The organism is Aeromonas sp. QDB68 (genome assembly GCF_027707405.1).
Lineage (GTDB): Bacteria > Pseudomonadota > Gammaproteobacteria > Enterobacterales > Aeromonadaceae > Aeromonas > Aeromonas caviae.
The window spans coordinates 1-25,883 of record NZ_JAPCIQ010000007.1 but is presented as its reverse complement, the minus strand read 5'-3'; the positions used below and the strand labels follow the sequence as shown (position 1 = coordinate 25,883).

At 62.6% G+C, this 25,883-nt stretch carries 19 protein-coding genes; 3 read left to right on the top strand and 16 right to left on the bottom strand.

Annotated elements, in window-relative coordinates; translation table 11 throughout:
- Window positions 1-2 precede the first annotated feature (2 nt).
- A complete protein-coding gene (der, locus tag PG892_RS04025; RefSeq protein WP_010675045.1) occupies window positions 3-1,499 on the top strand; it encodes a ribosome biogenesis GTPase Der in 1,497 nt (498 codons plus the stop codon).
- A 124-nt stretch (window positions 1,500-1,623) separates the two neighbouring features.
- Window positions 1,624-1,854, top strand: coding sequence for a zinc ribbon domain-containing protein (locus PG892_RS04020; RefSeq protein ID WP_104453031.1), 231 nt, complete (start codon window positions 1,624-1,626; stop codon window positions 1,852-1,854).
- 322 nt (window positions 1,855-2,176) lie between these two features.
- Here PG892_RS04020 and mltF read toward each other — a convergent pair whose 3' ends face one another.
- Window positions 2,177-3,670: a membrane-bound lytic murein transglycosylase MltF gene (mltF, locus tag PG892_RS04015; protein WP_223915137.1), complete on the bottom strand. Its 1,494-nt coding sequence runs from the start codon at window positions 3,668-3,670 to the stop codon at window positions 2,177-2,179.
- A gap of 149 nt (window positions 3,671-3,819) precedes the next feature.
- Here mltF and purL point away from each other — a divergent pair, with 149 nt between their 5' ends.
- Window positions 3,820-7,713, top strand: a complete 3,894-nt coding sequence (gene purL, locus PG892_RS04010) for a phosphoribosylformylglycinamidine synthase (protein ID WP_223915138.1) — start codon at window positions 3,820-3,822, stop codon at window positions 7,711-7,713.
- A 267-nt stretch (window positions 7,714-7,980) separates the two neighbouring features.
- Here purL and nuoN read toward each other — a convergent pair whose 3' ends face one another.
- From nuoN to PG892_RS03935, 15 genes are all read right to left on the bottom strand, one after another.
- Window positions 7,981-9,444, bottom strand: coding sequence for an NADH-quinone oxidoreductase subunit NuoN (gene nuoN / locus PG892_RS04005; RefSeq protein WP_010675039.1), 1,464 nt, complete (start codon window positions 9,442-9,444; stop codon window positions 7,981-7,983).
- 43 nt (window positions 9,445-9,487) lie between these two features.
- On the bottom strand, window positions 9,488-11,005 hold the full coding sequence (nuoM, locus tag PG892_RS04000) for an NADH-quinone oxidoreductase subunit M (RefSeq protein WP_103244619.1): 1,518 nt from the start codon (window positions 11,003-11,005) through the stop codon (window positions 9,488-9,490).
- Between the two features lie 69 nt (window positions 11,006-11,074).
- Window positions 11,075-12,922, bottom strand: a complete 1,848-nt coding sequence (gene nuoL / locus PG892_RS03995) for an NADH-quinone oxidoreductase subunit L (protein WP_270825128.1) — start codon at window positions 12,920-12,922, stop codon at window positions 11,075-11,077.
- Complete coding sequence (nuoK, locus tag PG892_RS03990) at window positions 12,919-13,227, bottom strand: NADH-quinone oxidoreductase subunit NuoK (RefSeq protein WP_010675036.1); 309 nt, start codon at window positions 13,225-13,227, stop codon at window positions 12,919-12,921. Before nuoK ends, nuoL begins: the two co-directional genes overlap by 4 nt.
- A 79-nt stretch (window positions 13,228-13,306) precedes the next feature.
- Window positions 13,307-13,846 (bottom strand): NADH-quinone oxidoreductase subunit J, encoded by a 540-nt coding sequence (gene nuoJ, locus PG892_RS03985; protein WP_069651388.1) that lies wholly within the window; start codon window positions 13,844-13,846, stop codon window positions 13,307-13,309.
- 9 nt (window positions 13,847-13,855) lie between these two features.
- Window positions 13,856-14,398, bottom strand: a complete 543-nt coding sequence (gene nuoI / locus PG892_RS03980; RefSeq protein ID WP_010675034.1) for an NADH-quinone oxidoreductase subunit NuoI — start codon at window positions 14,396-14,398, stop codon at window positions 13,856-13,858.
- A gap of 90 nt (window positions 14,399-14,488) precedes the next feature.
- A complete protein-coding gene (gene nuoH, locus PG892_RS03975; RefSeq protein ID WP_010675033.1) occupies window positions 14,489-15,454 on the bottom strand; it encodes an NADH-quinone oxidoreductase subunit NuoH in 966 nt (321 codons plus the stop codon).
- Window positions 15,451-18,180 (bottom strand): NADH-quinone oxidoreductase subunit NuoG, encoded by a 2,730-nt coding sequence (gene nuoG, locus PG892_RS03970; RefSeq protein ID WP_270825127.1) that lies wholly within the window; start codon window positions 18,178-18,180, stop codon window positions 15,451-15,453. The genes nuoH and nuoG overlap by 4 nt, the downstream gene beginning before the upstream one ends.
- A 60-nt stretch (window positions 18,181-18,240) precedes the next feature.
- On the bottom strand, window positions 18,241-19,623 hold the full coding sequence (gene nuoF, locus PG892_RS03965; RefSeq protein WP_270825125.1) for an NADH-quinone oxidoreductase subunit NuoF: 1,383 nt from the start codon (window positions 19,621-19,623) through the stop codon (window positions 18,241-18,243).
- Window positions 19,620-20,159: an NADH-quinone oxidoreductase subunit NuoE gene (gene nuoE / locus PG892_RS03960; RefSeq protein ID WP_010675030.1), complete on the bottom strand. Its 540-nt coding sequence runs from the start codon at window positions 20,157-20,159 to the stop codon at window positions 19,620-19,622. The genes nuoF and nuoE overlap by 4 nt, the downstream gene beginning before the upstream one ends.
- 72 nt (window positions 20,160-20,231) lie before the next feature.
- Window positions 20,232-22,037, bottom strand: coding sequence for an NADH-quinone oxidoreductase subunit C/D (gene nuoC, locus PG892_RS03955; protein WP_039038711.1), 1,806 nt, complete (start codon window positions 22,035-22,037; stop codon window positions 20,232-20,234).
- Window positions 22,038-22,039: 2 nt separating this feature from the next.
- Window positions 22,040-22,714 (bottom strand): NADH-quinone oxidoreductase subunit B, encoded by a 675-nt coding sequence (locus PG892_RS03950; protein WP_270825124.1) that lies wholly within the window; start codon window positions 22,712-22,714, stop codon window positions 22,040-22,042.
- A gap of 29 nt (window positions 22,715-22,743) precedes the next feature.
- Window positions 22,744-23,148: an NADH-quinone oxidoreductase subunit A gene (locus PG892_RS03945; RefSeq protein WP_109113057.1), complete on the bottom strand. Its 405-nt coding sequence runs from the start codon at window positions 23,146-23,148 to the stop codon at window positions 22,744-22,746.
- 256 nt (window positions 23,149-23,404) lie between these two features.
- Window positions 23,405-24,280, bottom strand: coding sequence for a flagellar motor protein MotB (locus PG892_RS03940; RefSeq protein WP_010675026.1), 876 nt, complete (start codon window positions 24,278-24,280; stop codon window positions 23,405-23,407).
- Window positions 24,258-25,016, bottom strand: a complete 759-nt coding sequence (locus PG892_RS03935; RefSeq protein WP_029314677.1) for a flagellar motor protein — start codon at window positions 25,014-25,016, stop codon at window positions 24,258-24,260. The genes PG892_RS03940 and PG892_RS03935 overlap by 23 nt, the downstream gene beginning before the upstream one ends.
- Window positions 25,017-25,883: the final 867 nt, after the last annotated feature.

Below are 25,883 nucleotides of genomic sequence, written 5' to 3'. Positions count from 1 at the left end.
TTATGACTCCTGTAGTTGCCCTGGTGGGCCGCCCCAACGTGGGGAAATCCACCCTGTTTAACCGCCTGACCCGTACCCGGGATGCCCTGGTTGCCGACTTCCCCGGCCTGACCCGGGACCGCAAATATGGCCAGGCGAAGCTGGGCGAGCTGGAATTTATCGTGGTCGATACCGGCGGTATCGATGGCACCGAGGAGGGGATCGAGCTGAAGATGGCCGAGCAGTCCCTGCTGGCCATCGAAGAGGCCGATGTGGTGCTCTTCATGGTGGATGCCCGTGCCGGTCTCACCGCGGCGGATCAGGCCATCGCCGAGCACCTGCGCAAGACCCACAAGAAGGTGTTTCTGGTGGCCAACAAGACCGACGGCATCGACGGTGACTCCGCGGTGTCCGAGTTCTACGGTCTGGCCCTGGGCGAGGTCTACCAGATGGCGGCCGCCCACGGCCGTGGCGTACTGAGCCTGCTGGAGCTGGCCCTGGCCCCTCACCTCGAGACCCTGGTCGGCTCTGCCACCGAGGCACAAGAGGAAGAGGAGCTGGAGGAGTTCGACGAAGAGGCCCTGCTGCGCATGGTGGCCGCCGGTGAGCTCGACACCCGGGAAGACACCAAGGAGACGCCGTTCGCCGACCTGCCCATCAAATTTGCTATCGTCGGTCGCCCCAACGTTGGCAAATCCACCCTGACCAACCGCATGCTGGGTGAAGATCGGGTCATCGTCTACGACATGCCGGGTACCACCCGCGACTCCGTCTACATCCCCATGGAGCGCGACGATCAGAAATACGTGGTCATCGACACCGCCGGCGTGCGTCGCCGTGGCAAGGTGCACGAGACGGTGGAGAAGTTCTCCGTCATCAAGACGCTCAAGGCGATTGAAGATGCCAACGTCTGCCTGCTGGTCATTGACGCCCGGGAGACCATCACGGATCAGGACTTGAGCATCCTCGGCTTCGTGCTCAACAGCGGCCGCTCCGTGGTACTGGTGGTCAACAAGTGGGACGGCCTGGATCAGAAGGTGAAAGAGGACGTCAAGAACGAGCTGGACAGACGCCTGGGCTTCATCGACTTCGCCCGGGTGCACTTCATCTCCGCCTTGCACGGCAGTGGCGTCGGTCACCTGTTCGAATCCATCAACGAGGCTTACGAGTCCGCGACTCGCCGCACCAGCACCGCCATGCTGACCCGCATCATGCAGATGGCCCAGGAAGATCACCAGCCGCCCATGGTGAACGGTCGCCGGGTCAAGCTGAAGTATGCCCACGCCGGTGGTTACAACCCGCCGCGCATCGTGATCCACGGCAACCAGTTGAACGACCTGCCTGACTCCTACAAGCGCTACCTCATCAACTACTTCCGCAAGTCGTTGAAGATCATGGGGACCCCGATCCGGGTGGAGTTCCAGGAGTCGGTCAACCCGTTCGAGGGCAAGAAGAACACCCTGACCCTGAGCCAGGAACGCCAGCGCAAGCGCTTGCTCAAGGCCAAAGCGAAGAAATAAAGCCCTGCGGCTGCCCTTACCGGCAGCCGTTTTTATTGGTGGCCCTCCTCAGGGCAGACAAACCGGGGGAGGGGCTGCGAGTGACGCCGGTGCACAGTGACGTAACAGAGGAGTCGAGAAGAGAATGAACACGCTGACCTGCCCTGCCTGTCAGGGTGAACTGGACAGCCGCAGCCGCGAGACGACGTGTGGCCAGTGTCAGGCCCATTATCGCATCCGGGCCCTGTGTCCTGCCTGCGGGCAGGAGCTGGAGCGGCTTCGGGCTTGCGGCGCGGTGGATTATTTTTGCAACCACTGCAACACCCTGGTCTCCAAGCGCACCGTTCTGTTTGAAGCGCAGCCTGACAAGGCATAAAAAAACCCGGCTGATGCCGGGTTTATACTGTGTGCTCCGCTATCAGCAGCGTGAAGGAGCGGTTTCTGTGCCAGATCTTGCGTTTCATGTCGGCCAGCTTGAGCTTGCGTCTCGGGCTCCAGGCACATTTGGTTTTTCGGGCCAACATGGCTCTTCTGCGTGCTCGCATCCTGTTCTCCTCCCTGGTCTTGCGTGGGGCCGAAAGGGCCCTTGGCAGGAACTGCAACGCAATGAATACATTGCAATAAGTTCGCTCCAGCGCCCCTCGTATACCCAAGGATGGTAACAGAGAACAGGGCAGGAAAACACACCCCCGGCGAGGCTAGGGGGTGATGATCTGTTTGACCACTTCGGCGATGATGGCCGGACGCTGCGCCGGCACGTCCGGCTCGCTGCTGTCGTCCTCGTCCAGCTCCTCCCGACGATGGGCCTTCTGCTGTTCGTTGTCGAGCCAGAGCAGGCTCTGGTAGTACTGGCGCACGTTGTTGACATAGTTGCGCGCCTCGCCGCCACGGGCATAGCCATAGCGCACCTTGCGATGCCAGCGTGACTGCTGCAACAGGGGCAGCACCTCTTTCACGTCGCTCCAGGCGTCCGGATTCTTGCCCAGCTCCTTGGTCAGGCGGCGGGCATCCATCATGTGGCCGTAGCCGATGTTGTAGGCGGTGAGGGCAAACCACACTTTCTCGTCCGCCGGGACCGAGTCGGGCACCTTCGCCATCATCTCCTGCAGGTAGCGGGTGCCCCCTTTGATGCTCTCTTCCGGGTGGGTGCGATCGTTTACCCCCATCGCCTTGGCGGTCGGGCCGGTGAGCATCATCATGCCGCGCACCCCGGTGTAGGAGCGTGCCTGGGGATCCCAGTGGGATTCCTGATAGCTGATGGCGGCCAGCAGCCGCCAGTCGATATCCTTGGCGTGGGTCTGGAACAGCGCCTGGTACTTGGGCAGCAGGCTCTTGGCCCGTTGCAGGAAGGTACGGGTGTCGACGAAGTCGAAGTTCTGCACGTGGCCGAAGTACTTCTCGTCGAGCTTGGCGATGGCGCCATCCATGAAGCGCTGACCGAAGAAGTCGATGATGCTGGCGTAGAGGCTGTCGTCGGGCAGCTTGGTCATGGCCCAGGCCACGGTCTGCTTGCTGGCGAGGGTCAAGCCCTCGGTGAGTTCGGGGTAGTAGCGCTGGGTACGGGCCAGTATGGTGTCCTGCACCACCGTGTAGTCCACCTTGCCGTCGGCCACCTGCTTGAGCAGCTCTTCCACGTCCGCATCCCGATTGGTGCTCCACTTCAGGTTGGGGTACTGCTTGGCCAGCTCCTTCATCAGGTCCTCGCCGGTGGAGCCCGCCGGCACCACTATGCTGCCCTTGATGTCACCGAGGTTCTTGGGCCTGGGGGAGCCGTTGCGATAGACCAGCTTGGGGGAGACCTGGTAAAAGCCGGGGCCGAAGCGGAACAACTTGCGCCGCTCCGGGGTCACGACGATGGCGGCGGCGGCGAGATCCAGCTTGCCCTTTTGCAGTTGCTCGACCAGCTCGGCGGTGCTGTAGGCCGGTACTATGGTCAGCTTGACCCCCAGCCAGTCTGCGTAAAGCTGCGCCAGCTCGTAGTCGAACCCCAGTGCGGTGTCGTCACGCTGGTAATAGGAAGTGGGGCCATAGAGGGTGCCAACCCGGATCTCGCCTCGCTGGCGGATCTGCTCCAGTTGGCTGGAGGGGTGGTAGAAGTCGCAACCGGCCAGGGCCAGCGTCAACATCATCCCGATGAACAGTCGAAAAATGCAGCGCAAGTAGGTGAGTACCCTTGTTGAAAAAATCGGCATTTGTCAAAAAAGAGGCACCTTTATACCAGAGAGTATGAAGGGAGTCACACCGCGCGAGATGAGAAAAACGTTTGTTCAGGATGGGCCTGATCCCTATAATACGCGCGTCTCAAATCCCCCCACACTCTAAAACTTGGTGAGAAAGGTATATGGAAATCTTGCGTGGTGCCCCAGCACTGTCTGAGTTTCGTGTCCACAAGCTGCTGCAGAGCTGCGCACAGAGAGGAGTAGAGATAGCAAGCGTCTATGCGGAATACGTGCATTTTGCCGAGCTGACGAGCCCGCTGTCGCCCCCCGAGCGAGCGACCTTGGGCCAGCTTCTGCGCTACGGCCCGACCATCCCGGAACACACCCCCAGCGGTCAGCTGTTCCTCGTTACCCCCCGCCCCGGCACTATCTCCCCCTGGTCTTCCAAAGCAACCGACATCGCCCACAACTGCGGCCTGAAACAGGTCAAACGGCTGGAGCGCGGCATTGCCTATTACGTGCAGGCCAAGGGTGAGCTGAGCGTGGCCCAGCGTAGCGAGATCGCGGCCCTGCTGCACGATCGCATGATGGAAGTGGTCTTTGCCGAGATGAACGAGGCTGCCGCCCTGTTTGCTCACCACGAGCCGCGCCCCTTTACCCAGGTAGATGTGCTGGGTGGTGGTCGCGCCGCCCTGGAAGAGGCCAACGTGACCCTGGGTCTGGCCCTGGCCGATGACGAAATAGATTATCTGGTGACCAACTTCACCCGGCTGGGTCGCAATCCCAACGACATCGAGCTCTACATGTTTGCCCAGGCGAACTCCGAGCACTGCCGCCACAAGATCTTCAACGCCGACTGGACCATAGACGGCGAGCAGCAGCCCAAGTCGCTGTTCAAGATGATCAAGAATACCTTCGAGCAGACGCCGGATCATGTCCTGTCTGCCTACAAAGACAACGCCGCGGTGATGGAAGGCAGCCAGGGTGGCCGCTTCTTCCCGAGCCCCGCCAACGGTGAGTACCAGTATCACCAGGAGCGTGTCGACATCCTGATGAAGGTGGAAACCCACAACCACCCGACCGCCATATCTCCCTTCCCGGGTGCCGCCACCGGCTCCGGCGGCGAAATCCGCGACGAGGGTGCGACAGGGCGTGGCGCCAAGCCCAAGGCGGGCCTGGTGGGCTTCTCCGTCTCCAACCTGCGCATTCCCGGCTTCGAGCAGCCCTGGGAGCAGGACTTCGGCAAGCCGAGCCGCATCGTCAGCGCCTTTGACATCATGCAGGAAGGGCCCCTTGGCGGCGCCGCCTTCAACAACGAATTCGGTCGCCCTGCCATCCTGGGTTACTTCCGTACCTTCGAAGAGCAGGTGCCGAGCCACAACGGCGTCGAGGTGCGCGGCTACCACAAGCCCATCATGCTGGCGGGTGGCATTGGCAACATCCGCAGCGAGCACGTCCAGAAAGGGGAGATCCCGGTGGGGGCTGCCCTCATCGTGCTGGGTGGTCCGGCCATGAACATCGGCCTGGGTGGCGGCGCAGCCTCCTCCATGGCTTCCGGCCAGTCTGCCGAAGATCTCGATTTCGCCTCCGTGCAGCGTGACAACCCCGAGATGGAACGTCGCTGCCAGGAAGTGATCGACCGCTGCTGGCAACTGGGTGACGACAACCCCATCGTCTTCATCCACGACGTGGGCGCCGGTGGTCTCTCCAACGCCATGCCGGAGCTGGTGAGCGACGGGGATCGCGGTGGTCGCTTCGACCTGCGTGCCATTCCGAACGACGAGCCGGGCATGAGCCCGCTGGAAGTCTGGTGCAACGAATCCCAGGAGCGCTATGTGCTGGCCGTGGCCCAGGACAAGCTGCCTCTGTTCAAGGCCTTGTGCGAGCGCGAACGCGCCCCCTATGCCGTCATCGGCACCGCCACCGAAGAGAAGCATCTCACTCTCTCTGATGATCACTTTGACAACCAGCCCATCGATCTGCCGCTGGACGTGCTGCTTGGCAAGGCGCCCAAGATGCACCGCGACGTGCTGAGCCTGCCCGCCCAGGGCAAGGCGCTGCAACTGGACGGCATCACCCTCAGCGACGCCGCCGAGCGCGTGCTGCGCTTGCCGACCGTGGCGGAGAAGTCCTTCCTCATCACCATCGGCGATCGCACCGTAACGGGCCTCGTCAACCGCGACCAGATGGTCGGCCCCTGGCAGATCCCGGTGGCTGACTGCGCCGTCACCGCCGCGACCTACGACAGCTACCACGGTGAAGCCATGTCCATGGGCGAGCGCACCCCGGTGGCGCTGCTCTCTCATGCCGCCTCCGCCCGCATGGCGGTGGCCGAGGCCTTGACCAACCTGGCACCAGCCAATATCGGCTCCCTCAAGCGGGTCAAGCTCTCCGCCAACTGGATGTCCGCAGCCGGCCACCCGGGGGAAGATGCGGGTCTCTACGAAGCCGTGAAAGCGGTGGGCGAAGAGCTCTGCCCGGCCCTTGGCATCACCATCCCGGTGGGCAAGGACTCTATGTCCATGAAGACCCGCTGGCAGCAGGACGGGGAAGAGCGCAGCGTCACCTCGCCGCTCTCCCTGCTCATCTCCGCCTTTGCCCGGGTCGAGGACGTGCGCAATACCGTGACCCCGCAACTGCGCACCGATCTCGGTGAGACCGACCTTATCCTCATCGACCTTGGCAACGGCAAGCAGCGCCTCGGCGCCTCGGCCCTGGCCCAGGTTTATCGCCAGCTTGGGCAAAGTGCCCCGGATCTGGACAACCCGGTCCAGCTCAAGGGCTTCTTCAACGCCATCCAGGCGCTGGTGGCGGATCGCAAGCTGATTGCCTACCACGACCGCTCCGACGGCGGCCTCTTCGTCACCCTGACCGAGATGGCGTTTGCCGGTCACTGCGGCCTCGACATCCAGCTCGATCGCGTGGGTGGCGACCTGCTGCCGGCCCTGTTCAACGAGGAGCTGGGGGCCGTCATCCAGGTTCGTCGCGAAGACAAGGAAGCGGTGCTGACCCTGCTGGCCGGTCACGGTCTGGCAGCCTGCTCCCATGTGCTGGGCACGGTGCGCGAAGACGACCTCATCCTGTTCCAGCGTGCCGGCAGCGAAGTGTATCGCGCCAGCCGCACCGCCCTTCGCACCATCTGGGGCGAGACCAGCTGGCAGATGCAGCGCCTGCGCGACAACCCGGAGTGCGCCGATCAGGAGCATGCCGCCCGCCAGGACGCCACCGATCCGGGTTTGCAGGCCAGGCTCACCTACAACCCGTCCGACGACGTGGCCGCGCCCTATATCGCTCGCGGGGTTTCTCCCCGTCTGGCGGTGCTGCGCGAGCAGGGGGTCAACTCCCACGTGGAGATGGCGGCCGCCTTTGACCGCGCCGGCTTTACCGCTGTCGACGTGCACATGAGCGACATCCTCGAGGGGCGCATCAAGCTGGAAGATTTCCAGACCCTGGTGGCCTGTGGCGGCTTCTCCTACGGCGACGTGCTGGGGGCGGGCGAAGGCTGGGCCAAGTCCATCCTGTTCAACGACAACGCCCGTGAGCAGTTCCAGCGCTTCTTCGAGCGCGGCGATACCCTCTCCCTGGGGGTGTGCAACGGCTGCCAGATGATGTCCAACCTGCGTGACCTCATCCCGGGGGCGGATCTCTGGCCGCGCTTCGTGCGCAACCGCTCCGAGCGCTTCGAGGCGCGCTTTAGCCTGGTGGAAGTGCAGGACTCCCCGTCCGCCTTCTTCGCCGGGATGGCGGGTTCCGTGATGCCGATTGCCGTCTCCCACGGGGAAGGGCGCGTGGAAGTGCGCGATGCTGCTCACCTGGCTGCGCTGCAACAGAGCGGTCTGGTGGGGCTGCGTTTCGTGGACAACCGCGGCAACGTCACCGTGCAATACCCGGCCAACCCCAACGGCTCCCCTGACGGTATCACCGCGGTGACCAGTACGGACGGCCGCGCCACCATCATGATGCCACACCCGGAGCGGGTGTTCCGCACCGTGGCCAACTCCTGGCACCCGGACAACTGGGGAGAGGATGGCGCCTGGATGCGCATGTTCAGAAACGCGAGAGTCCGTCTGGGCTAAGCATCAGCAAGAAACCAAAAACCGGCCCCTGTGGCCGGTTTTTTTATGGGCATGGGTCTGAGAATGGGGAGGGCAGGAGGAGACGAGCACGATGGGGGTGAGGCCGTCTTCAGCTCGCTGCTCCGCCAGCTGCTTGCTGGAGGATATGGCATTGATTGAGGGGAGGGATCTGGTATCGCCTGCCAGACGAGCAAGCCGGACCGGGCCTTGGCGGACATAAAAAACCGGCCACGGAGGCCGGTTTTGCTGTGTGAACTGAACCTGAGGCTAGCGCAGCACCACGTGCTGGAAGCCCTGCACCAGGCTGATGACGGGCTGGGGGTAGATGCCGAGCAATACCACCAGAATGGCGGAGAGCAGCACCACCAGGCCCCCGGAGGAGAAGGCCCAGTCGGCCCTGGCATCGCGCAGTTGCATGCCGGGTTCACGCAGGTAGAGGGTGACCATGACCCGCAGGTAGTAGTAGAGCCCCAGGGCACTGCCGAGCACGATGGCGCCACTGAGCCACCACAGCTTGGCATCGACGGTGACGCCGATGAGGTAGAACTTGCCGATGAAGCCCAGCGTCATGGGGATACCGGCCAGCGAGAGCATCATCACCGTCATCACCGCCGTCAGATAGGGGCGCTTCCAGAACAGACCGCGATAGCTGTGCAGGGAGTCCGCATCCTTGCCGCGATAGGGGCTGGACATCATGCTGATGACGCCGAAGGCCCCCAGGCTGGTGAACAGGTACATCAGCAGGTAGACACCCGCCGCTTCCACCGGCATCTCGCCGAGGCGGCTTGCCACCACCACCGCCAGCAGATAGCCGAAGTGGGAGATGGAGGAGTAACCCATCATCCGCTTGATGTTGGTCTGGATCAGCGCCAGGAGGTTGCCGACCACGATGGAGACGACCGCCATGGCCGCCAGCAGCCAGTGGATCATGGGATCTGAGGTGGCGGGTACTGCCAGGTAGAAGCGCAGCAGCACGCAGAACACAGCTATCTTGCTGACGGTGGCGAGGAAGGTGGCCACCGGTGCCGGCGCCCCTTCATAGACGTCCGGGGTCCAGAGGTGGAAGGGGGCGAGGGACAGCTTGAACGCAAAGCCGACCAGCATCAGGCCAAAGCCCCCCATCAGCAGCGGATGGTGAGCCGGGCTCTGGGCCAGGGTCACACCGAGATCGCTGAAGCTCAGGCTCCCGGCCTGGGCGTAGAGCAGCGCCATGCCGAACAGCAGGAAGGCGGTGGCACTGGCGGAGAGCACCATGTACTTGATGCTGGCTTCCAGCGAGCGCCGCTCGCGATAGGCATACCCCACCAGACCGAACATGGGCAGGGTCAGCATCTCGATCCCGATAAAGAGCGAGGCGAGGTGACGGGAGGCTGCCAGCACCAGACCACCAGCGGTGGCGATGAGCAGCAGCAGGTAGAACTCTTCCCGGTTGTCCGGATAGCCCTTGAGCCAGGTGCGACCGAAGGTGCAGGTGGCCAGGGCCCCGATGAGCACCAGCCCCATGTAGAAGACCGCGTAAGCGTCCACTTGCAGCAGGGGAGTGACCCCCTGATCCCCCTGGGCCATCACGATGGGCAGAGAGAAGAGCGCGAGGTTGAGGCCGATGATGGTGACCACGAAGGCGGTGTCGTCACAGCGCTTCCAGGCGATGGCCAGCATCAGGGCCACCATGGCCCCCGTGGTCAGCAACAGGGGCAGCAGGGCCAGCAGTTGAGAAACAGTAAACGTCATGACAGTGCTCCCGACATGGACAAGGAAGGCGAAAGAGAAAGCATCATTGCAGCGCCCCCGTGCCCGGCAGCGCGTACCAGTGCAGCACGCTCAGGAGGCTGCTGCTGGCGGTGTCGAGCACCGGCTGGGGATAGAGACCGAGCAGCACCAAGAGGCCGGCGATGGTCAGCATCATGGTCAGCTCCCGGGTATCCAGCCCCTTGAGCATGCTCTCCTCCCGGGGCGTCCCGAAGCAGGCCCGCTGCAGCATGATGAGGGAGTAGACCGAGGCCAGCACCAGCCCGAAGGTGGCGATGACGGTGATGACGGGGGCCACCTGGAAGCTGCCGATGAGGATCAGGAACTCGCCGACAAAATTGCCGGTCCCCGGCATCCCGAGGGATGCGACGGAGAAGAACAGCATCACGCCGGGCAGGTAGCGCAGCCGTCCCCAGAGACCGCCCATCTGGCGCAGATCCCGGGTGTGCAGGCGCTCGTAGAGCTGGCCGCACAGGATGAAGAGACCGGCGGCCGAGAGCCCGTGGGCAATCATCTGTACCACTGCCCCTTGCAGGGCGAGCTCGCTGCCGGAGTAAATGGCGATCATCACGAAGCCCATGTGGGAGATGCTGGTGTAGGCAACCAGCCGCTTGATGTCGGTCTGGGCAAAGGCCAGCAGGGCGCCATAGACGATGCCGATGAGGCCGAGCACCATGGCGTAGGGGGCAAACTCGGCGGACGCCTCGGGGAAAAGCGGCAGAGTGAAGCGCAGCAGGCCGTAGGCCGCGGTTTTCAGCAAGATGCCCGCGAGATCCACGGAGCCTGCGGTGGGCGCCTGGCTGTGGGCATCAGGGAGCCAGCCATGGAGCGGCACCAGGGGCATCTTGACCGCGAAGGCGATGAAGAAGCCCAGCATCAGCAGCCACTGTACCGTGCTGCTCATGGGGGTGTTGAGCAGTTCCTGATAGTTGAAGGTGAAGACACCGGTGGCGGCGTGGTGGGTCAGTACCAGGCCCAGGATGGCCACCAGCATGATGAGGCCGCTCGCCTGGGTATAGATGAAGAACTTGGTGGCGGCGTTGATGCGCGACTTGCCATCGGTGACCGAGTGGCCCCAGAGCGCGATCAGGAAGTACATCGGCACCAGCATCATCTCCCAGAAGAAGAAGAAGAGGAACAGATCCACCGCCATGAAGACGCCGAGCACGCCCCCCAGGATCCACAGCAGGTTGAGGTGGAAGAAGCCGATGCGCTGGACGATCTCCTTCCAGGAACAGAGGATGGCCAGCACGCCGATGAAGCTGGTGAGGATCACCATCAGGAGCGACAGCCCGTCCACGGCGAGGTGCAGGGAGATGCCGAAGCGGGGGATCCAGGGTTGTTGCCACTCGGCTGCCCAGACGGGGAGGCCGGGGCTGGCGAGGGTGAAGTCACCACCGAGCCAGATGGCGCTGGAGAGCACCAGACAGGCGCTCATGGAGGCGAGGGCCACCCAGCGAACGAATTGTCCGCCGAGCCGCTCCATCTGCCAGCAGAGCAAGCCGCCGATGAAGGGAATTAGCAAGATCCAGAGTAAGGTCACGATATCAGCTCTCATCTAGGTTCTAGTCGGGCAGGCGCTGAGCCTGCCACACAATATTGGGCTCATGGATCAGCCGAGCAGCAGCAGGGCCAGGATCAGGGCGGCGCCCATCCCCATGGAGGCTGCGTACCAGCGCAACTTGCCGGAGACGGTCCAGGCCAGCAGCTGATGCCCCCCCTGGGCCAGCACGGCGGGCAGGTTCATCATCCTGTCCAGCGGATCCTTGCCGAGCAGGCGAGTCGCCAGCAGGTAGGGCTTGACCCAAATCAGGTCATAAAGCCAGTCAAAGCCCCAGGCATTGAACCAGAGGGTGGACAGAGCCCGCCCAGGTGCACTCTCGGCGATCCCCTTCGCCAGGCGACGTTCGCCGAGGAAGAGGAAGGCGGCCAGCGCAATGCCTGCCACGGCGATGACGCCTGAGAGGATCTCGAGGCCATGGCGTCCCTCTTCGATGTGATCACCGGGGCCTGCCGGCAGTACTCCGGCGAGCGGCGGCACTATCAATGCACCCACCCCGGTAGAGAGCACCAGCAGCACCAGCAGTGGCAGATGGTGGGCAAGGCCCTGTCCGGCGTGAGCCTGGGTCTGCGCCTTGCCGTGGAAGGCGATGAAGATGAGGCGGAAGGTGTAGAGGGAGGTGAGGAAGGCACCACCCAGACCGGCCCACAGCAGGGCGCTCTGGCCACTGGCCTGCACCTGCCAGAGGATGGCGTCCTTACTGTAGAAACCGGCGGTCACCAGCGGCAGCGCGGCCAGGGCCGAGCCCCCCACCAGGAAGCAGGCGTAGACCAGCGGCAGCGATTTGCGCAGCCCCCCCATCTTGAAGATGTTCTGCTCGTGGTGGGTCGCAACGATGGCGGCCCCGGCGGAGAGGAACAGCAGCGCCTTGAAGAAGGCGTGGGTCATCAGGTGGAAGATGGCCCCTTCCCAGGCACCGACCCCCAGGGCCAGGAACATGTAGCCAATCTGGCTCATGGTGGAGTAGGCCAGGATCCGCTTGATGTCGGTCTGCACCAGGGCGGCAAAACCGGCCAGCACTAGCGTGATGGCACCGACCAGCGCCACCAGATGGAGGATCTCCGGGGCCAGCAGGAAGAGGCCGTGGGTGCGGGCGATGAGGTAGACACCGGCGGTCACCATGGTGGCGGCGTGGATCAGTGCCGAGACCGGGGTCGGGCCCGCCATGGCGTCCGCCAGCCAGGTCTGCAGGGGCAGCTGGGCGGATTTGCCGACCGCGCCGCCGAGCAGCATGAGGCAGGCGAACGACAGGGCAGGGGAGCCGTCGGCAAACATCGCAGGGGCTCGCACCAGCAGCTCGTGAATGTTGAGGGTGCCGAGCTCGCGGTAGAGCACGAAGAGCCCGATGGCAAGGAAGACGTCGCCGACCCGGGTCACCACGAACGCCTTGAGGGCGGCGGCGCCGTTGTTGCGATCCTTGTAGTAGAAGCCGATCAGCAGGTAGCTGCACAGCCCCACCCCTTCCCAGCCCAGGTAGACGAACAGCAGGTCATCGGCCAGCACCAGGAACAGCATGCTGGCGATGAAGAGGTTGGTGTAGGTGAAGAAGCGCGAATACCCCTCTTCCCCGCGCATGTACCAGGAGGCGAACAGGTGGATGAAGAAGCCCACCCCGGTCACGACCCCCAGCATGGTCAGCGACAGCCCGTCCAGGGAGAGACGGAAGGCAGGCTGGAACTCGCCCACCGTCATCCACTGCCACAGGGTCTGGGTATAGACGCCGCCTTCCGGCATGGTATTGAGAAAATCGATGCCGACCCACAGGGTAGTGAGGGCCGAGAGACCGATGCTGCCGACACCGATGAGCGCCGAGGTGCGCTCGCCGAGGCGGCCGAGGGAGAAGGCCAGCAGCAGCCATCCCAGCAGCGGGAACAGGAAAGTCAGATATAGGAGGCTCATCCGCGCATCTCGCTCACAGTGTCCACGTTCAGGGTGTGGTAACGACGATAGAGCAGCAGTAACAGGGCGAGGCCGATACTGGCCTCCGCTGCCGCCAGAGAAATCACCAGTATGTACATGATCTGGCCGTCGGCCTGGGCCCAGCGGCTACCCGCCACCACGAATGCCAGGGCGGACGCGTTCATCATGATTTCGATACTCATGAGGATAAACAACAGGTTGCGGCGTATCAGCAGGCCGCACAGGCCGATGGCAAACAAAATGGCCGCCAGCAGGAGGCCGTGCTCCATGGGAATTCCACTCATCGCCATGCTCCTTGTGCTTGCTGGATGGAAAGGGGGCGGGCTGCCGGCAGCGAGCCATGCATCACCACGGGGATGTCGCTCATTGCTGACCTCCTTCCTGTGTGGTGCGAGGTACGGAGAGCACTTCCCCGCTCTTGTCCTCGCGGCCCAGGTGATAGGCGGTGACCAGACCTGCCAGCAGCAAGATGGAGGCGAGCTCCACCGCCAGCACATAGGGGCCGAACAGGGCGATACCGACTTCCTTGGCGCTGACCTCGGTCAGACCCAGTTCACCGCCGGTCACGCCGAGAATGCCGTGGGCCAGAAAGCCCAGCAAAATGAGGGAGAGCAGGGCCGGGCCACCCCAGGTCATGGGGGTGAGCCACTTCTTCTCCTGATCCTGGGCGCTCCCCAGGTTCAGCATCATCACCACGAACACGAACAGCACCATGATGGCGCCGGCGTAGACGATCACCTGCAGGGCCCCCGCAAAGGCGGCGCCCAGGCAGAAGAAGATCATGGCCACGGCGATGAGGGAGATGATGAGATTGAGCAGCGCATGCATGGGGTTGCTGGTGCTGATCACCCGCAGCGTGCTGTAAACGGCGACCAGGGCCGCGACATAGAATGCCAGTTCCATGATTGACTCCTAGGGCAGCAGGCTCTTGACATCGATGGGCTTGGCTTCGTTCTCGGCATCCCCTTTGGGTTTGCCGTCGATGGCCATCCCGCTCATGCGGTAGAAGTTGTAGTCCGGGTATTTGCCGGGGCCGCTTATCAGCAGATCTTCCTTCTCGTACACCAGATCCTGGCGACGATACTCCCCCATCTCGAAATCCGGCGTCAGCTGGATGGCGGTGGTGGGGCAGGCCTCCTCGCACAGGCCGCAGAAGATGCAACGGGAGAAGTTGATGCGAAAGAACTCCGGGTACCAGCGGCCATCTTCCCGCTCCGACTTCTGCAAAGAGATGCAACCGACCGGGCAGGCAACAGCACACAGGTTGCACGCCACGCAGCGTTCGTCGCCATCGGGATCCCGGGTCAGTACGATGCGACCGCGAAAGCGGGGGGCGGCGTAGACCGGCTGCTCCGGGTAGCTCAGGGTTTCACGGGGGCGCCAGGCATGGGAGAAGACCATCCCAAGACTGCGCAACTGGGTGCCAACACCCTTGATAATGCTCGTAATTTTCATAGGTGCCTCACTGCACATTTATCAGCACTGGCGCCTGGGCGTTTCCTTGCCGCAGACGGCCGAATCATCGTCATGTCCATCTCGTTTTGCTCACGCATTCATCAGCACCACGGCAGCGGTGACCAGCATGTTGAGCAGGGTCAGGGGCAGGCACACTTTCCAGCCAAAGGACATCACCTGGTCGAAGCGCGGGCGGGGCAGGGAGGCCCGCAGCAGGATGAAGAACACCATGAAACAGGCTGTCTTCAGGGCGAACCAGATGAAGGGCGGCAGCCAGGGGCCGTGCCAGCCACCGAAGAAGAGGGTCACGATGAGGGAAGAGATCAGCACGATGCCGATGTACTCCCCCACGAAGAAGAGACCCCACTTCATGCCCGCGTACTCGATGTGATAACCGTCGGCGAGCTCCTGCTCGGCCTCCGGCTGGTCAAACGGGTGGCGGTGGGTGACGGCGACCCCGGCAAACAGGAAGGTGACGAAGCCCAGGATCTGGGGGATCACGTTCCACATGCCGGCCTGGGCCTCGACGATGTCACGCAGGTTGAAGCTGCCGGTCTGGATGACGATGCCCATGAGCGAGAGGCCAAGGAACACCTCGTAGGAGAGGGTCTGGGCCGAGGCGCGCAGGCTGCCGAGCAGGGAGTACTTGTTGTTGCTCGACCAGCCGGCGAACAGCACGGCATAGACCGCCAGCCCGGCGATCGCCAGGATATAGAGCAGCCCCACGTTGAGATCCGCCACGCCCCAGGTGGGGGTGATGGGCACCACCGCAAACGCCAGGATGAAGGCGGTGAAGGCGATGATGGGGGCCAGCACGAAGATCCGGCGATCCGCAAAGGGCGGGATCCAGTCCTCCTTGAAGAACATCTTGACCATGTCGGCCGCCAGTTGCAGTAGGCCGAAGGGGCCAACCCGGTTGGGGCCGTAACGGTCCTGCCACAGTGCCAGCAGGCGGCGCTCGATGAAGCTCATGAAGGCGCCAGCCCCCACGATCCCCACGAGCACGACCAGGGCCTTGCCGACCTCGATCAGCAGATCCATCAGAGAGTCGCTCATGCGATGACCTCCTGCAGGTTATCGATCAGGGCGTGGTGCAGGGCGGTCGGCAGGCCGTTCACCCCGAGTGGCAACCCTGCCAGGCCCGGAGCCAGCGCATCGCTCAGGCGCAGACGCAGACGCCAGTGGTTGCCACCCCAGGAGAAGGCCACCAGCGCGTCAGGGGACAGAGCCAGGCGCGCGGCATCCGCCGGGTTCAGTACCAGGGTGGGTTCCCCCATGCGAGCCTGGATGACCGGGCTTCTGGCGGAGAGCTCCTCGCCACCGAACAGCTGGTCATAGCTCACCACCTGCAGGGATGCGGCGGGCTGGAAGGGGGCCGGGATGGCACCAAACCAGCCCAGGTTGCCTTCGCCCGGCTCCAGCAGGCGGCGACCGGGATCCCCGGCACGCAGGTTGCCACCCACCTCGTCCTGGAACTTGTTCCAGGCGGAGGGGGAGTTCCAGCCCGGCGCCCAGGCAAACGGTACCTGGGAGAGGGGCTGGCGGGCACCGGCGTAGCCTTCCATGGAGAAGGCGAACGGTGAATCGGGATCCTGGGCGACTCTGGGCTCGCTCACGTTCTGGTTCGCCAGCATGGAGGTGCGACCACTGTAGCGGTGCGGCTCCCGGGCGAGCTTCATGCCGCGAATGCGCAGGCCGGCGTTGGGTGCAGCTTCCCCCATGGTGGTGAGCAGCGGGGCGCTGGCGGCGCAATCGCGACTCACATCGTCAAATGTGTTCCAGCGAACCGAACGCGGTTGCTGGCTCCCTTGCAGGGCATCCAGCCAGCGCCAGCTCTCGCGCACCTGGATATCGGCGTTGTAGAAGGCGGGAGCATAGACCTGGAAGAAGCGCTGGGCGCGGCCTTCCATGTTCACCAGGGTGCCATCGCCTTCGGCAAAACTGGCGGCAGGTAGCACCAAATCCGCCTTCTTCGCGGTGGCCGTCTCCTGATGGTCGATGACCAGTAGATGTTGCAGGCGATCCAGAGCGGCGTCCAGCCGGCTGCGGGGGGCTCGGCGGTAGAGGTCGTTCTCAAGAACGACCAGGGCAAGCCTCTCTTCCCCTTCCATGCGCTCGAGGGCTGCCTCCAGCGGGGCGGCATGCCGGGCCAGCATGGCCAGCCCCAGGCTGTTGGCTTCCTGAGCCACCAGGGCAAGCTCCGCGGCCTGGCCACGGCCCTTGAGGGCGCGGGCGATGTTGCTGGCCGCTTCGATCAGCGCCTCGTTGCGGGCACCATTGCCTGCGATGATGAGGGGCTTTTTGGCGTTGCCAAGCAGGTCGGCCCATTGGGCGGCGAGGGCCTGCTGTTCAGGGGAGAGATCCGTTGGTGCCGGTGCACTGGCATCCAGCAGGTGGGCGATGGCAAACCCGAGGCGCGCCTGATCCGCGTGGGGGGCGTGCAGGGTGCTGCTCGCCACGTCATCCAGGCGGGTGGCATCCAGACTGGTGATGAGCAAGGGGTAGCGCTGGTTCTGGGCCAGGGTCTGCACGGCGGCGACCTGCCAGAGATCCACCTTCAGCTTGCGGGCAATTTCGCGCCCCTTGCCTTTCACCGCTTGGCGCAGGGCCAGGGCGATGCGGGCGGCGGTCTGGGTGACATCTTCCCCGAGCACCAGCACGGCGTCGGCCTCTTCCATGTCGCGCAGGCTGGGAGTGCGCACGCCGCCGTGCTCCAGAATGTCCAGCATCTTCTGCAGGCATTTCCATTCGCTCTGCTCGACCCCGGAGTAGAAGTTGGCGGCCCCCACCAGTTCGCGCAGGGCGAAGTTGCTCTCCAAGGAGGCGCGGGGTGAGCCGATGCCGATGACGCCGCTGGCGGTGCGCAGCGCATCCGCGGCCCGGTTCAGGGCGCCATCCACCGTGATGGCCAGCTTGTCACTGCCATCCTGCAGCAGGGGCTGGCGCGGGCGGTCGGTCAGATTGACGTGACCGTAGCCGAAGCGGCCGCGATCGCAGAGGAAATAGTGGTTCAGGGCGCCGTGGAAACGGTTCTCGATGCGGCGCAGCTCGCCGTAGCGCTCACCCGGGCTGATGTTGCAGCCGACCGAGCACCCCTGGCAGATGCTGGGGGCGAACTGCATGTCCCACTTACGGTTGTAACGCTCGGAGTGGGTCTTGTCGGTGAAGACGCCGGTGGGACAGACCTCCACCAGGTTGCCGGAGAATTCGCTCTCCAGGGTGCCATCCTCGACCCGGCCGAAGTAGACGTTGTCGTGGGCGCCATAGACCCCGAGATCCTCGCCACCGGCGTAATCCTTGTAATAGCGCACGCAGCGGTAGCAGGCGATGCAGCGGTTCATCTCGTGGTTGATGAAGGGACCCAGATCCTGATTCTGGTGGGTGCGCTTGGTGAAACGGTAGCGGCGGCTGTTGTGGCCCGTCATCACCGTCATGTCCTGCAGGTGGCAGGCGCCACCCTCTTCGCACACCGGGCAGTCGTGGGGATGGTTGGTCATCTGCCACTCCACCACCGTTTTGCGAAACTCCTTCGCCTCTTCATCCTCGATGGAGATATAGGTGCCATCGGTGGAAGGGGTCATGCAGGACATGACCAGGCGGCCGCGCTTGTCGTCGGCATTCTGATACTGTTTGACCGCGCACTGGCGGCAGGCACCGACGCTACCGAGCGCCGGGTGCCAGCAAAAATAGGGGACGTCCAGACCCAGCGACAGACAGGCTTGCAGCAGGTTGTCTGCCCCGTCTACCTCGTACTCTTTACCGTCTACATGAATGGTTGCCATACAACTTCCCTGAAACCTGTTTTATGAAATCGGCTATTGCCCGATGCGTCCTGGCGCTTATCAGCGCTCGCCCAGCAGGTTGGGCTGGATACCCTTGAACAGCTTGTGATTGTCATGGGGGGCCTTGACCCCGGCCTCGAACTCGGACCGGAAATACTTCATCGCACTGCCAAGGGGCTCGACGGCGCCGGGGGCATGGGCACAGAAGGTCTTGCCCGGGCCCAGGAAACTGACGAGCTGTTCCAGGGTCGCGAGATCCTCGGGTTGGCCCTCGCCCCGCTCCAGCGCCCGCAGGATCTTGACGCTCCAGGGCAGGCCGTCGCGGCAGGGGGTGCACCAGCCGCAGGACTCGCGGGCAAAGAACTCCTCCATGTTGCGCAGCAGGGAGACCATGTTGATGCTGTCATCCACCGCCATGGCAAGGCCCGTACCCATGCGGGTGCCCACCTTGCCGATGCCGCCAGCGTACATCTGGGCATCCAGGTGCTCGGGCAGCAGGAAGCCGGTGCCGGCGCCGCCCGGTTGCCAGGTTTTCAGGCGATAGCCGGGCTTCATGCCACCGGCGTAGTTTTCGAACAGCTCGCGGGCGGTGATGCCAAAGGGCAGCTCCCACAGGCCGGGATTGTTGACCTTGCCGGAAAAGCCCATCAGCTTGGTGCCGTGATCTTCCGAACCCGGCAGTGCCAGCCCCTGATACCAGGCCACACCGTTGCCGATGATGGCGGGCACGTTGCACAGGGTTTCGACGTTGTTGACGCAGGTCGGCTTGCCCCAGACGCCGGAGACGGCGGGGAAGGGGGGTTTGGCCCGCGGGTTGGCGCGCCGTCCTTCAAGGGAGTTGATGAGGGCCGTCTCTTCGCCGCAGATGTAGCGACCTGCGCCGGTGTGGACGAACAGCTCGAAGTCAAAGCCCGAGCCCAGGATGTTCTTGCCAAGGAGCCCCGCGGCCTTGGCCTCTTCCACGGCGCGGCGCAGGTGGATGGCGGCATCCACGTACTCGCCGCGCAGGAAGATGTAGCCGCGATAGGCTTTGAGAGCCCGGGCACTGATGATCATTCCCTCGATCAGCAGGTGGGGCAGCTGCTCCATCAGCATGCGGTCTTTGTAGGTATTGGGTTCCATCTCGTCGGCGTTGCAGAGCAGGTAACGGATGTTCATGCTCTCGTCTTTGGGCATCAGGCCCCACTTCACGCCGGTGGAGAAACCGGCGCCGCCGCGTCCCTTGAGGCCGGCATCCTTGACGGTGCTGACGATGTCATCCGGGCTCATCTGGCCAAGGGCCTTGCGGGCGGCCTCATAGCCCTGTTTTGCCTGATACTCCTCGAGCCACACCGGCTGGCCGTCGTCCCGCAGGCGCCAGGTGAGAGGGTGAGTCTCGGCGGTGCGGGGGATGCGGTTGGCGGTGCCGAGGGAGGCAAGCGTCTTGCCTGGCTGAATGCTCATGGGTAAGCCTCCAGGGTTTTCAGCAGGCTGACGGCATCGAGTCCGCCATAGGTATCGTCATCGATCATGATGGCCGGCCCCTTGTCGCAGTTGCCGAGACAGCAGACGGGCAACAGGGTGAAGCGGCCATCCGGGGAAGTCTGACCGGGGGCCAGATTGACGACCTCTTTCAGACCGGCAAGCAACTGCTCGTGGCCGTTGATGTAGCAGACCATGCTGTCGCAGACGCGGATGATGTGACGACCCACCGGCTGGCGGAAGATCTGGCTGTAGAAGGTGGCGACCCCTTCCACGTCGCTGGCGGGGATGCCGAGCTCGGCGCCGATGGCGTGAATGGCGCCGTCAGGTACCCAGCCACGGGCCTGTTGCACTATCTTGAGCGCTTCGATGCTGGCTGCACGGGGATCTTCGTAGTGGTGTTTCTCGTGTTCGATGGCATCGCGCTCAGCCTGGCTCAGGACGAAATCTCCCTGCTGGCTGCTGCATGCCCCTTGCCCTTGTGGGGTCTGGTTATTGTGACACTGACATTGGCTCATGACTTGACCTTTTGTGGCTTGTCCCTTTACTGCGCGTCTTGCCCTTCGCCCCGGCTGCCGGGGCGAGAGGACTCAACGATCCACATCTGACATAACGAAATCGATACTGCCCAGGTAGACGATAAGATCCGACACCATCTGGCCGCGGATCACCGAGGGGATCTGCTGCAGGTGAGCAAAGCTCGGGGTGCGGATCCGGGTCCGGTAGCTCATGGTGGATCCGTCGCTGGTCAGGTAATAGCTGTTGACCCCCTTGGTCGCCTCTATCATCTGGAAGGACTCGGCGGCCGGCATGACAGGCCCCCAGGAGACTTGCAGGAAGTGGGTGATCAGGGTTTCGATGTCCTGCAGGGTGCGCTCTTTGGGCGGTGGCGTGGTGAGCGGGTGATCCGCCTTGAAGGGGCCCTCAGGCATGTTTTTCATGCACTGCTCGATGATGGACAGGCTCTGGCGGATCTCCTCGATGCGCACGGTGGCGCGGTCGTAGGCGTCCCCGTTGCTGCCCACCGGCACCTCGAACTCGAACTGATCGTAACCGGAATAGGGGCGCCATTTGCGCACGTCAAAGTTGAGCCCCGTGGCCCGCAGACCGCCCCCCGTGGTGCCCCAGGCCAGGGCCTGGGCCGTGTTGTAGGCGGCGACGCCTATGGTGCGGCCCCGCAGTATGCTGTTGCGCATGGCCGCCTTTTCATACTCCATCAACCGCTTGGGCAGCCAGCTCAACAGGTTGTCCTGGATGAGGCGGGTCCAGCCGGCAGGCAGATCGTGGGCCACGCCGCCGATACGGAACCAGGCCGGGTGCATGCGGGCTCCGGTGATGGCCTCGATGATGGTGTAGATCTTCTGGCGGTCCGTGAAGGTGAAGAAGACCGGGGTCATGGCCCCCACGTCCTGAATGTAGGTGCCAAGGAACAGCAGGTGGCTCTGGATGCGGAACAGCTCCGCCATCATCACCCGGATCATGTCGACCCGCGCCGGCACCTTGATGCCGGCCAGCTTCTCGACCGCCAGCACATAGGGCAGGTTGTTCATCACGCCGCCCAGGTATTCGACCCGGTCGGTGTAGGGGATGTAGCTGTGCCAGGACTGGCGCTCGCCCATCTTCTCGGCGCCGCGGTGGTGATAGCCGATGTCGGGCACGCAGTCTCGGATCTCTTCCCCGTCGAGTTGCAGCACCAGGCGGAAGGCGCCGTGGGCGGAGGGGTGGTTCGGCCCGAGGTTCAGGAACATGTAGTCCTCGTTCTCGTTGCCGCGGGCCATGCCCCACTCTTCCGGCTTGAACAGCAGGTTGTCCTGCTCCTGATCCTGCTTGACCGCATCGAGCATGAAGGGATCAAACTCGGTGGCGCGCGCCGGGTAGTCCTTGCGCAGGGGGTGCCCTTGCCAGCTCTTGGGCATCATGATGCGGGTCAGATGGGGGTGGCCATCGAAGGTGATTCCCATCAGATCCCACACTTCCCGCTCGTACCAGTTGGCGTTGGGGAAGTGGCGGCTGACGGTGGGCAGATGGAGATCACTCTCCTTGAGCGCCACCTTCAGCATCACGTCGGCGTTACGGTCGATGGAGATGAGGTGATAGAAGACGGTAAAGTCGCTCTGCGGCAGGCCGTGGCGATGGCTGCGCATCCGTTCGTCGGTGGCGCTGAGATCGAACAGCATCACGAAGGGGGAGGGCAGCTTTTGCAAGAAGCCCATCACGTCCAGCAGCAGATCCCGGGAGAGCCAGATGACCGGCACGCCGGTACGGGTGCTCTGCACGGTGAAGCGCTCGGCACCGAAGTGGGCGAACAGCTCGCCGACCACCTGGGCATCGGCGTGATCGGCGGTTTGCCACTGGGCCATGGTGTAATTGCTTGGGAATTCTCGAGTCAGTTTCATGATCAGATCTCATCCGGCGTGCGCAGGTTGGTCACGTTGATCCGCTCGCCGCGCTTGCGTTCCTTCTCGGATTGCATCTGGGGACGGTAGATCCCCTGATCCCCCACCACCCAGGAGAGGGGGCGGCGTTCCTTGCCGATGGACTCCTGCAGCAGCATCATGGCTTGCAGGAAGGCCTCGGGGCGGGGCGGGCAGCCCGGAATGTAGACATCGACCGGCAGGAACTTGTCGACGCCCTGTACCACGGAGTAGATGTCATACATGCCGCCGGAGTTGGCGCAGGCCCCCATGGAGATGACCCATTTGGGCTCGAGCAACTGCTCATAGAGCCGCTGGATGACAGGGGCCATCTTGATGAAGGGGGTGCCGGCAATCACCATGAAGTCGGCCTGACGGGGGGAGGCTCGTATGACCTCAGCGCCGAAGCGAGCCACGTCGTGGGGAGAGGTGAAGGCGGTACACATCTCCACGTAGCAGCAGGAGATGCCGAAGTTGTAGGGCCAGAGGGAGTTCTTGCGGCCCCAGTTGACGGTGTCTTGCAGCACTTCTTCGAGGCGCCCGATCATGATGCCGCGGGTCGCTTGCTGCGCCAGTGGATCATCGACGGTCTGGCGCTGTTCCTGGGGGTAGCGCTCAACGGGCGCATCCGGGTCAATCCGGGTCAGGGTGTACTTCATGGTGCAACCTCAAAGAGATAATCGGTAGTTCAGTCTGGTTTCTTGTCAGTCAGGACACGCTTTTTCGGGGCCCAGTCGAGGGCACCAATGCGCCACAGGTAGAGGAGGCCTACCAGCAGCAGGGTGATGAAGATGGTGGCTTCGATGAAGCCGACCCAGCCGCTCTCCCGAACGGAGACGGACCAGGCAAAGAGATAGAGGGCTTCGACATCGAAGATGACGAAGAACATGGCGACCAGGTAGAACTTGGCGGAGAAGCGCAGGCGGGCGTTGCCGACGGAATCCACCCCGGATTCGAAGGGTTTGTTCTTGGCACGGCCATAGGCGCGTCCCCCCAGCAAGGCCGCCAGGCCTATCATGGTCAAGCAGATACAGATGGCGCCAATGACATAGACAGTAAAAGCCCAGTGCTGGACGGCAATATCAGCAAACATATAGGTTTTTCCCTAACCAAATTAATCATGTGACTTAACAATGATGTTACGTAGTATGCCACTTTCGTACTGATTTACATGTCATTTCAAAGGATTAATTATTAATCAACGGGATGAAAATTGTGTTTTGCTAGCGGGGTCAACTTTCTCGTTTGAGAATTGTTTTCAATCGTTTTTATGTAGCAGAAAAAAACCGGATAGTTTGAAAATCCGGGGGATGGCAGGAAACAAAAGACCCCGCATGGCGGGGTCTGTTTCAGGGTTGGAGAACGGGGAGGCTCTGCTCTGCCGCCTTGCCCTGGGAGAGCACGATCTCCACCCGGCGGTTGGCCTGGCGGTGAGCCGGGGTATCGTTTGGATAACGGGGTTGGGTATCCGCCACCCCCTGGGCGATCAGCCGTCGTGAATCCAGCTTGGGGTTGGTCAGCAGGGTGTGGGTGATGGTGGCCGCCCGCAGCACCGACAGCTCCCAGTTGTTGCGATAGAGCTCCACCGGCGCCTGGGAGTTGTCGGTGTGACCGGTGACCACCACCATGCCGGGGATGTCCGCCAGCACGTCCGAGACCTTGTTGACCAGGGGAATGAACTGGGGCTGCAAGAAGGCGGAGTCGGCCGGGAACAAGGTCTTTTCGCCGATGCGGATGACTAGCTGGCTGCCAAGCTGCTCCACCTCGATCTCTTTGGACTCGATTTGGCTTTTGAGCTGCTGATCCAGCTTCTGCTTGGTGACTGTGACCCAATCCTGCTCCTTGGTCTTGTGGGGCCAGGACTCCGTGGCCGTAGGTTTCTCCGAGGAGCCGATGGTCTCGTTGAAAGGGTCGGCCGCCGCTGCGGGCGTCTGGGTATCCAGCACCTGCTCTTTCTGGGAGGTATTGGGGGTGGTCTTGGACTCGGGTTCCAGTATGCCTGTGCCCCCCTGCATCACGGGGGAGCCGGCGGGAAGGGAGACCAGCCCTATCTTGCCAAGAGATTCGATAAAGCCCTGAATGAGCACGCGAGTCTCCGACTGCTTGGCCATGGCGAAGGAGTAGAGCACCACGAACAGGGCGAACAGCAGTGTCATAAAGTCGGCGTAGGAGACCAGCCAGCGTTCGTGGTTCTCCGGCGCCTCAGCCTTTTTCTTTTTCGCCACCGTGGCCTCCGAGGTAAGGCTCAAGGGTCACTTGCAGCCGTTGCTGTGACTCGCCGTCCACGATGCAGAGGATGCCGGTGAGGGTCATCTCCTTGTAGTGGCGGATCTGGTGGGCAAACGACTTGTAGCGGTTGCCGAAGGGCAGGAAGATGAGGTTGGCGGCCGACACCCCGTAGATGGTGGCGATAAAGGCTACCGCGATGGCGCCCCCCAGCTTGTCGGGGGCATCCAGCAGGCCCATGGCGTGAATGAGGCCAAATACGGCCCCGACGATCCCCATGGTCGGGCAGTAGCCCCCCATGGCCTCGTAGAATTTGACGGTCTGTTCGATATCTTCCTGCTCGAACTCGATCTCGTTTTCCAGTACCTCGTGAATCTTGGTCTTCTCGTAGCCATCGACCATCATCTGTACCCCTTTTTGCAGGAAGGGATCCTTGATGTCGTCGATCATGCCCTCCAGTGCCAGCATGCCGCTGCGCCGTGCATTGCCCGCCAGGGTTTCAAGCAGTTGGGCCTGCTCCAGCATGTCGAGGCGCAGGGGTGTGATGAGCCACTTGAAGCGCTTGAGGGTTTTACCAACCACGGAGAAGGGAAACTGGGTCAGTGCGGCACCGACGGTACCGCCGATCACGATGAGAAAGGCGGGCAGATCGAGCAGGGCGCTGGGGTGCCCCCCTTCTATCATGTTGCCACCCAGAATGGCTGCCAGGGCCAGCAGCAAGCCAATAAGACTCATTTGTCCATATCCCTATGCGATGTGTGAGGCTAGTGTAGCCATTTAACTATCAGTTTTTCAAAACGATATCCAATCGGTGAGCAATATCCGAGAAGTTGCACAGACCCGGTATTGTCCGGTGGCATCGGCCTGTGCCGCCTGATCTGCAGAGCAGGTTGACGGTGCCGGCATGGCAGGACGAGGCAGGTATCCTGGTGATAACGCAACATATTGCGCTGTTTTTGAGAGGCTATTGGTCATCTTTATCGTCAATTTATCTTTGCTTGGCGTAATGTGCTGTCAACGAGAAAGGGCTGGCTGCCCTCGGGGCATATCCCCTGTCGACAGAGAGCAGAGAGCAGAGAGCAGAGAGCAGAGAGCAGAGAGGCGGAAGGGATGGGATTGGCTGGGCGGCACTCGGCCAGGTATCGCGGCAAACCGTTTTTTCTGGCCCCCGCCGATGACGAGTTTCTCCTGCCAGGGGGTTGGCAGACGCCTTGAAGCAAAAAACCGACCCTGAGGTCGGTTTTTACAATTTGGCGGTGAGGGAGGGATTCGAACCCTCATTCTCACATGTTGCAGCACAAATATAACCTTCAATTTCAATAACTTACGCAATTATCAGTAGCTATAAAAGCTATGTAATTGTCTCAGGTAATTGCTATGAGACTTATTGTACTTTTATATAGAAAATTAATTAAATGTCAACCACATAGGTTGTGGCAATTCACTGCGTTGTTGATCACGGCCATTTAAGTTGGAAACCGTGACATTGAAGTTGGAAACAGACCATTCAAGTTGGAAGCTCAAAGGCCCTGCAACAGCAGGGCCTTTTTATTTTGTGCGGTGAATATCTGTAATTAAATTACAAAAATGATCTCGGTTGGA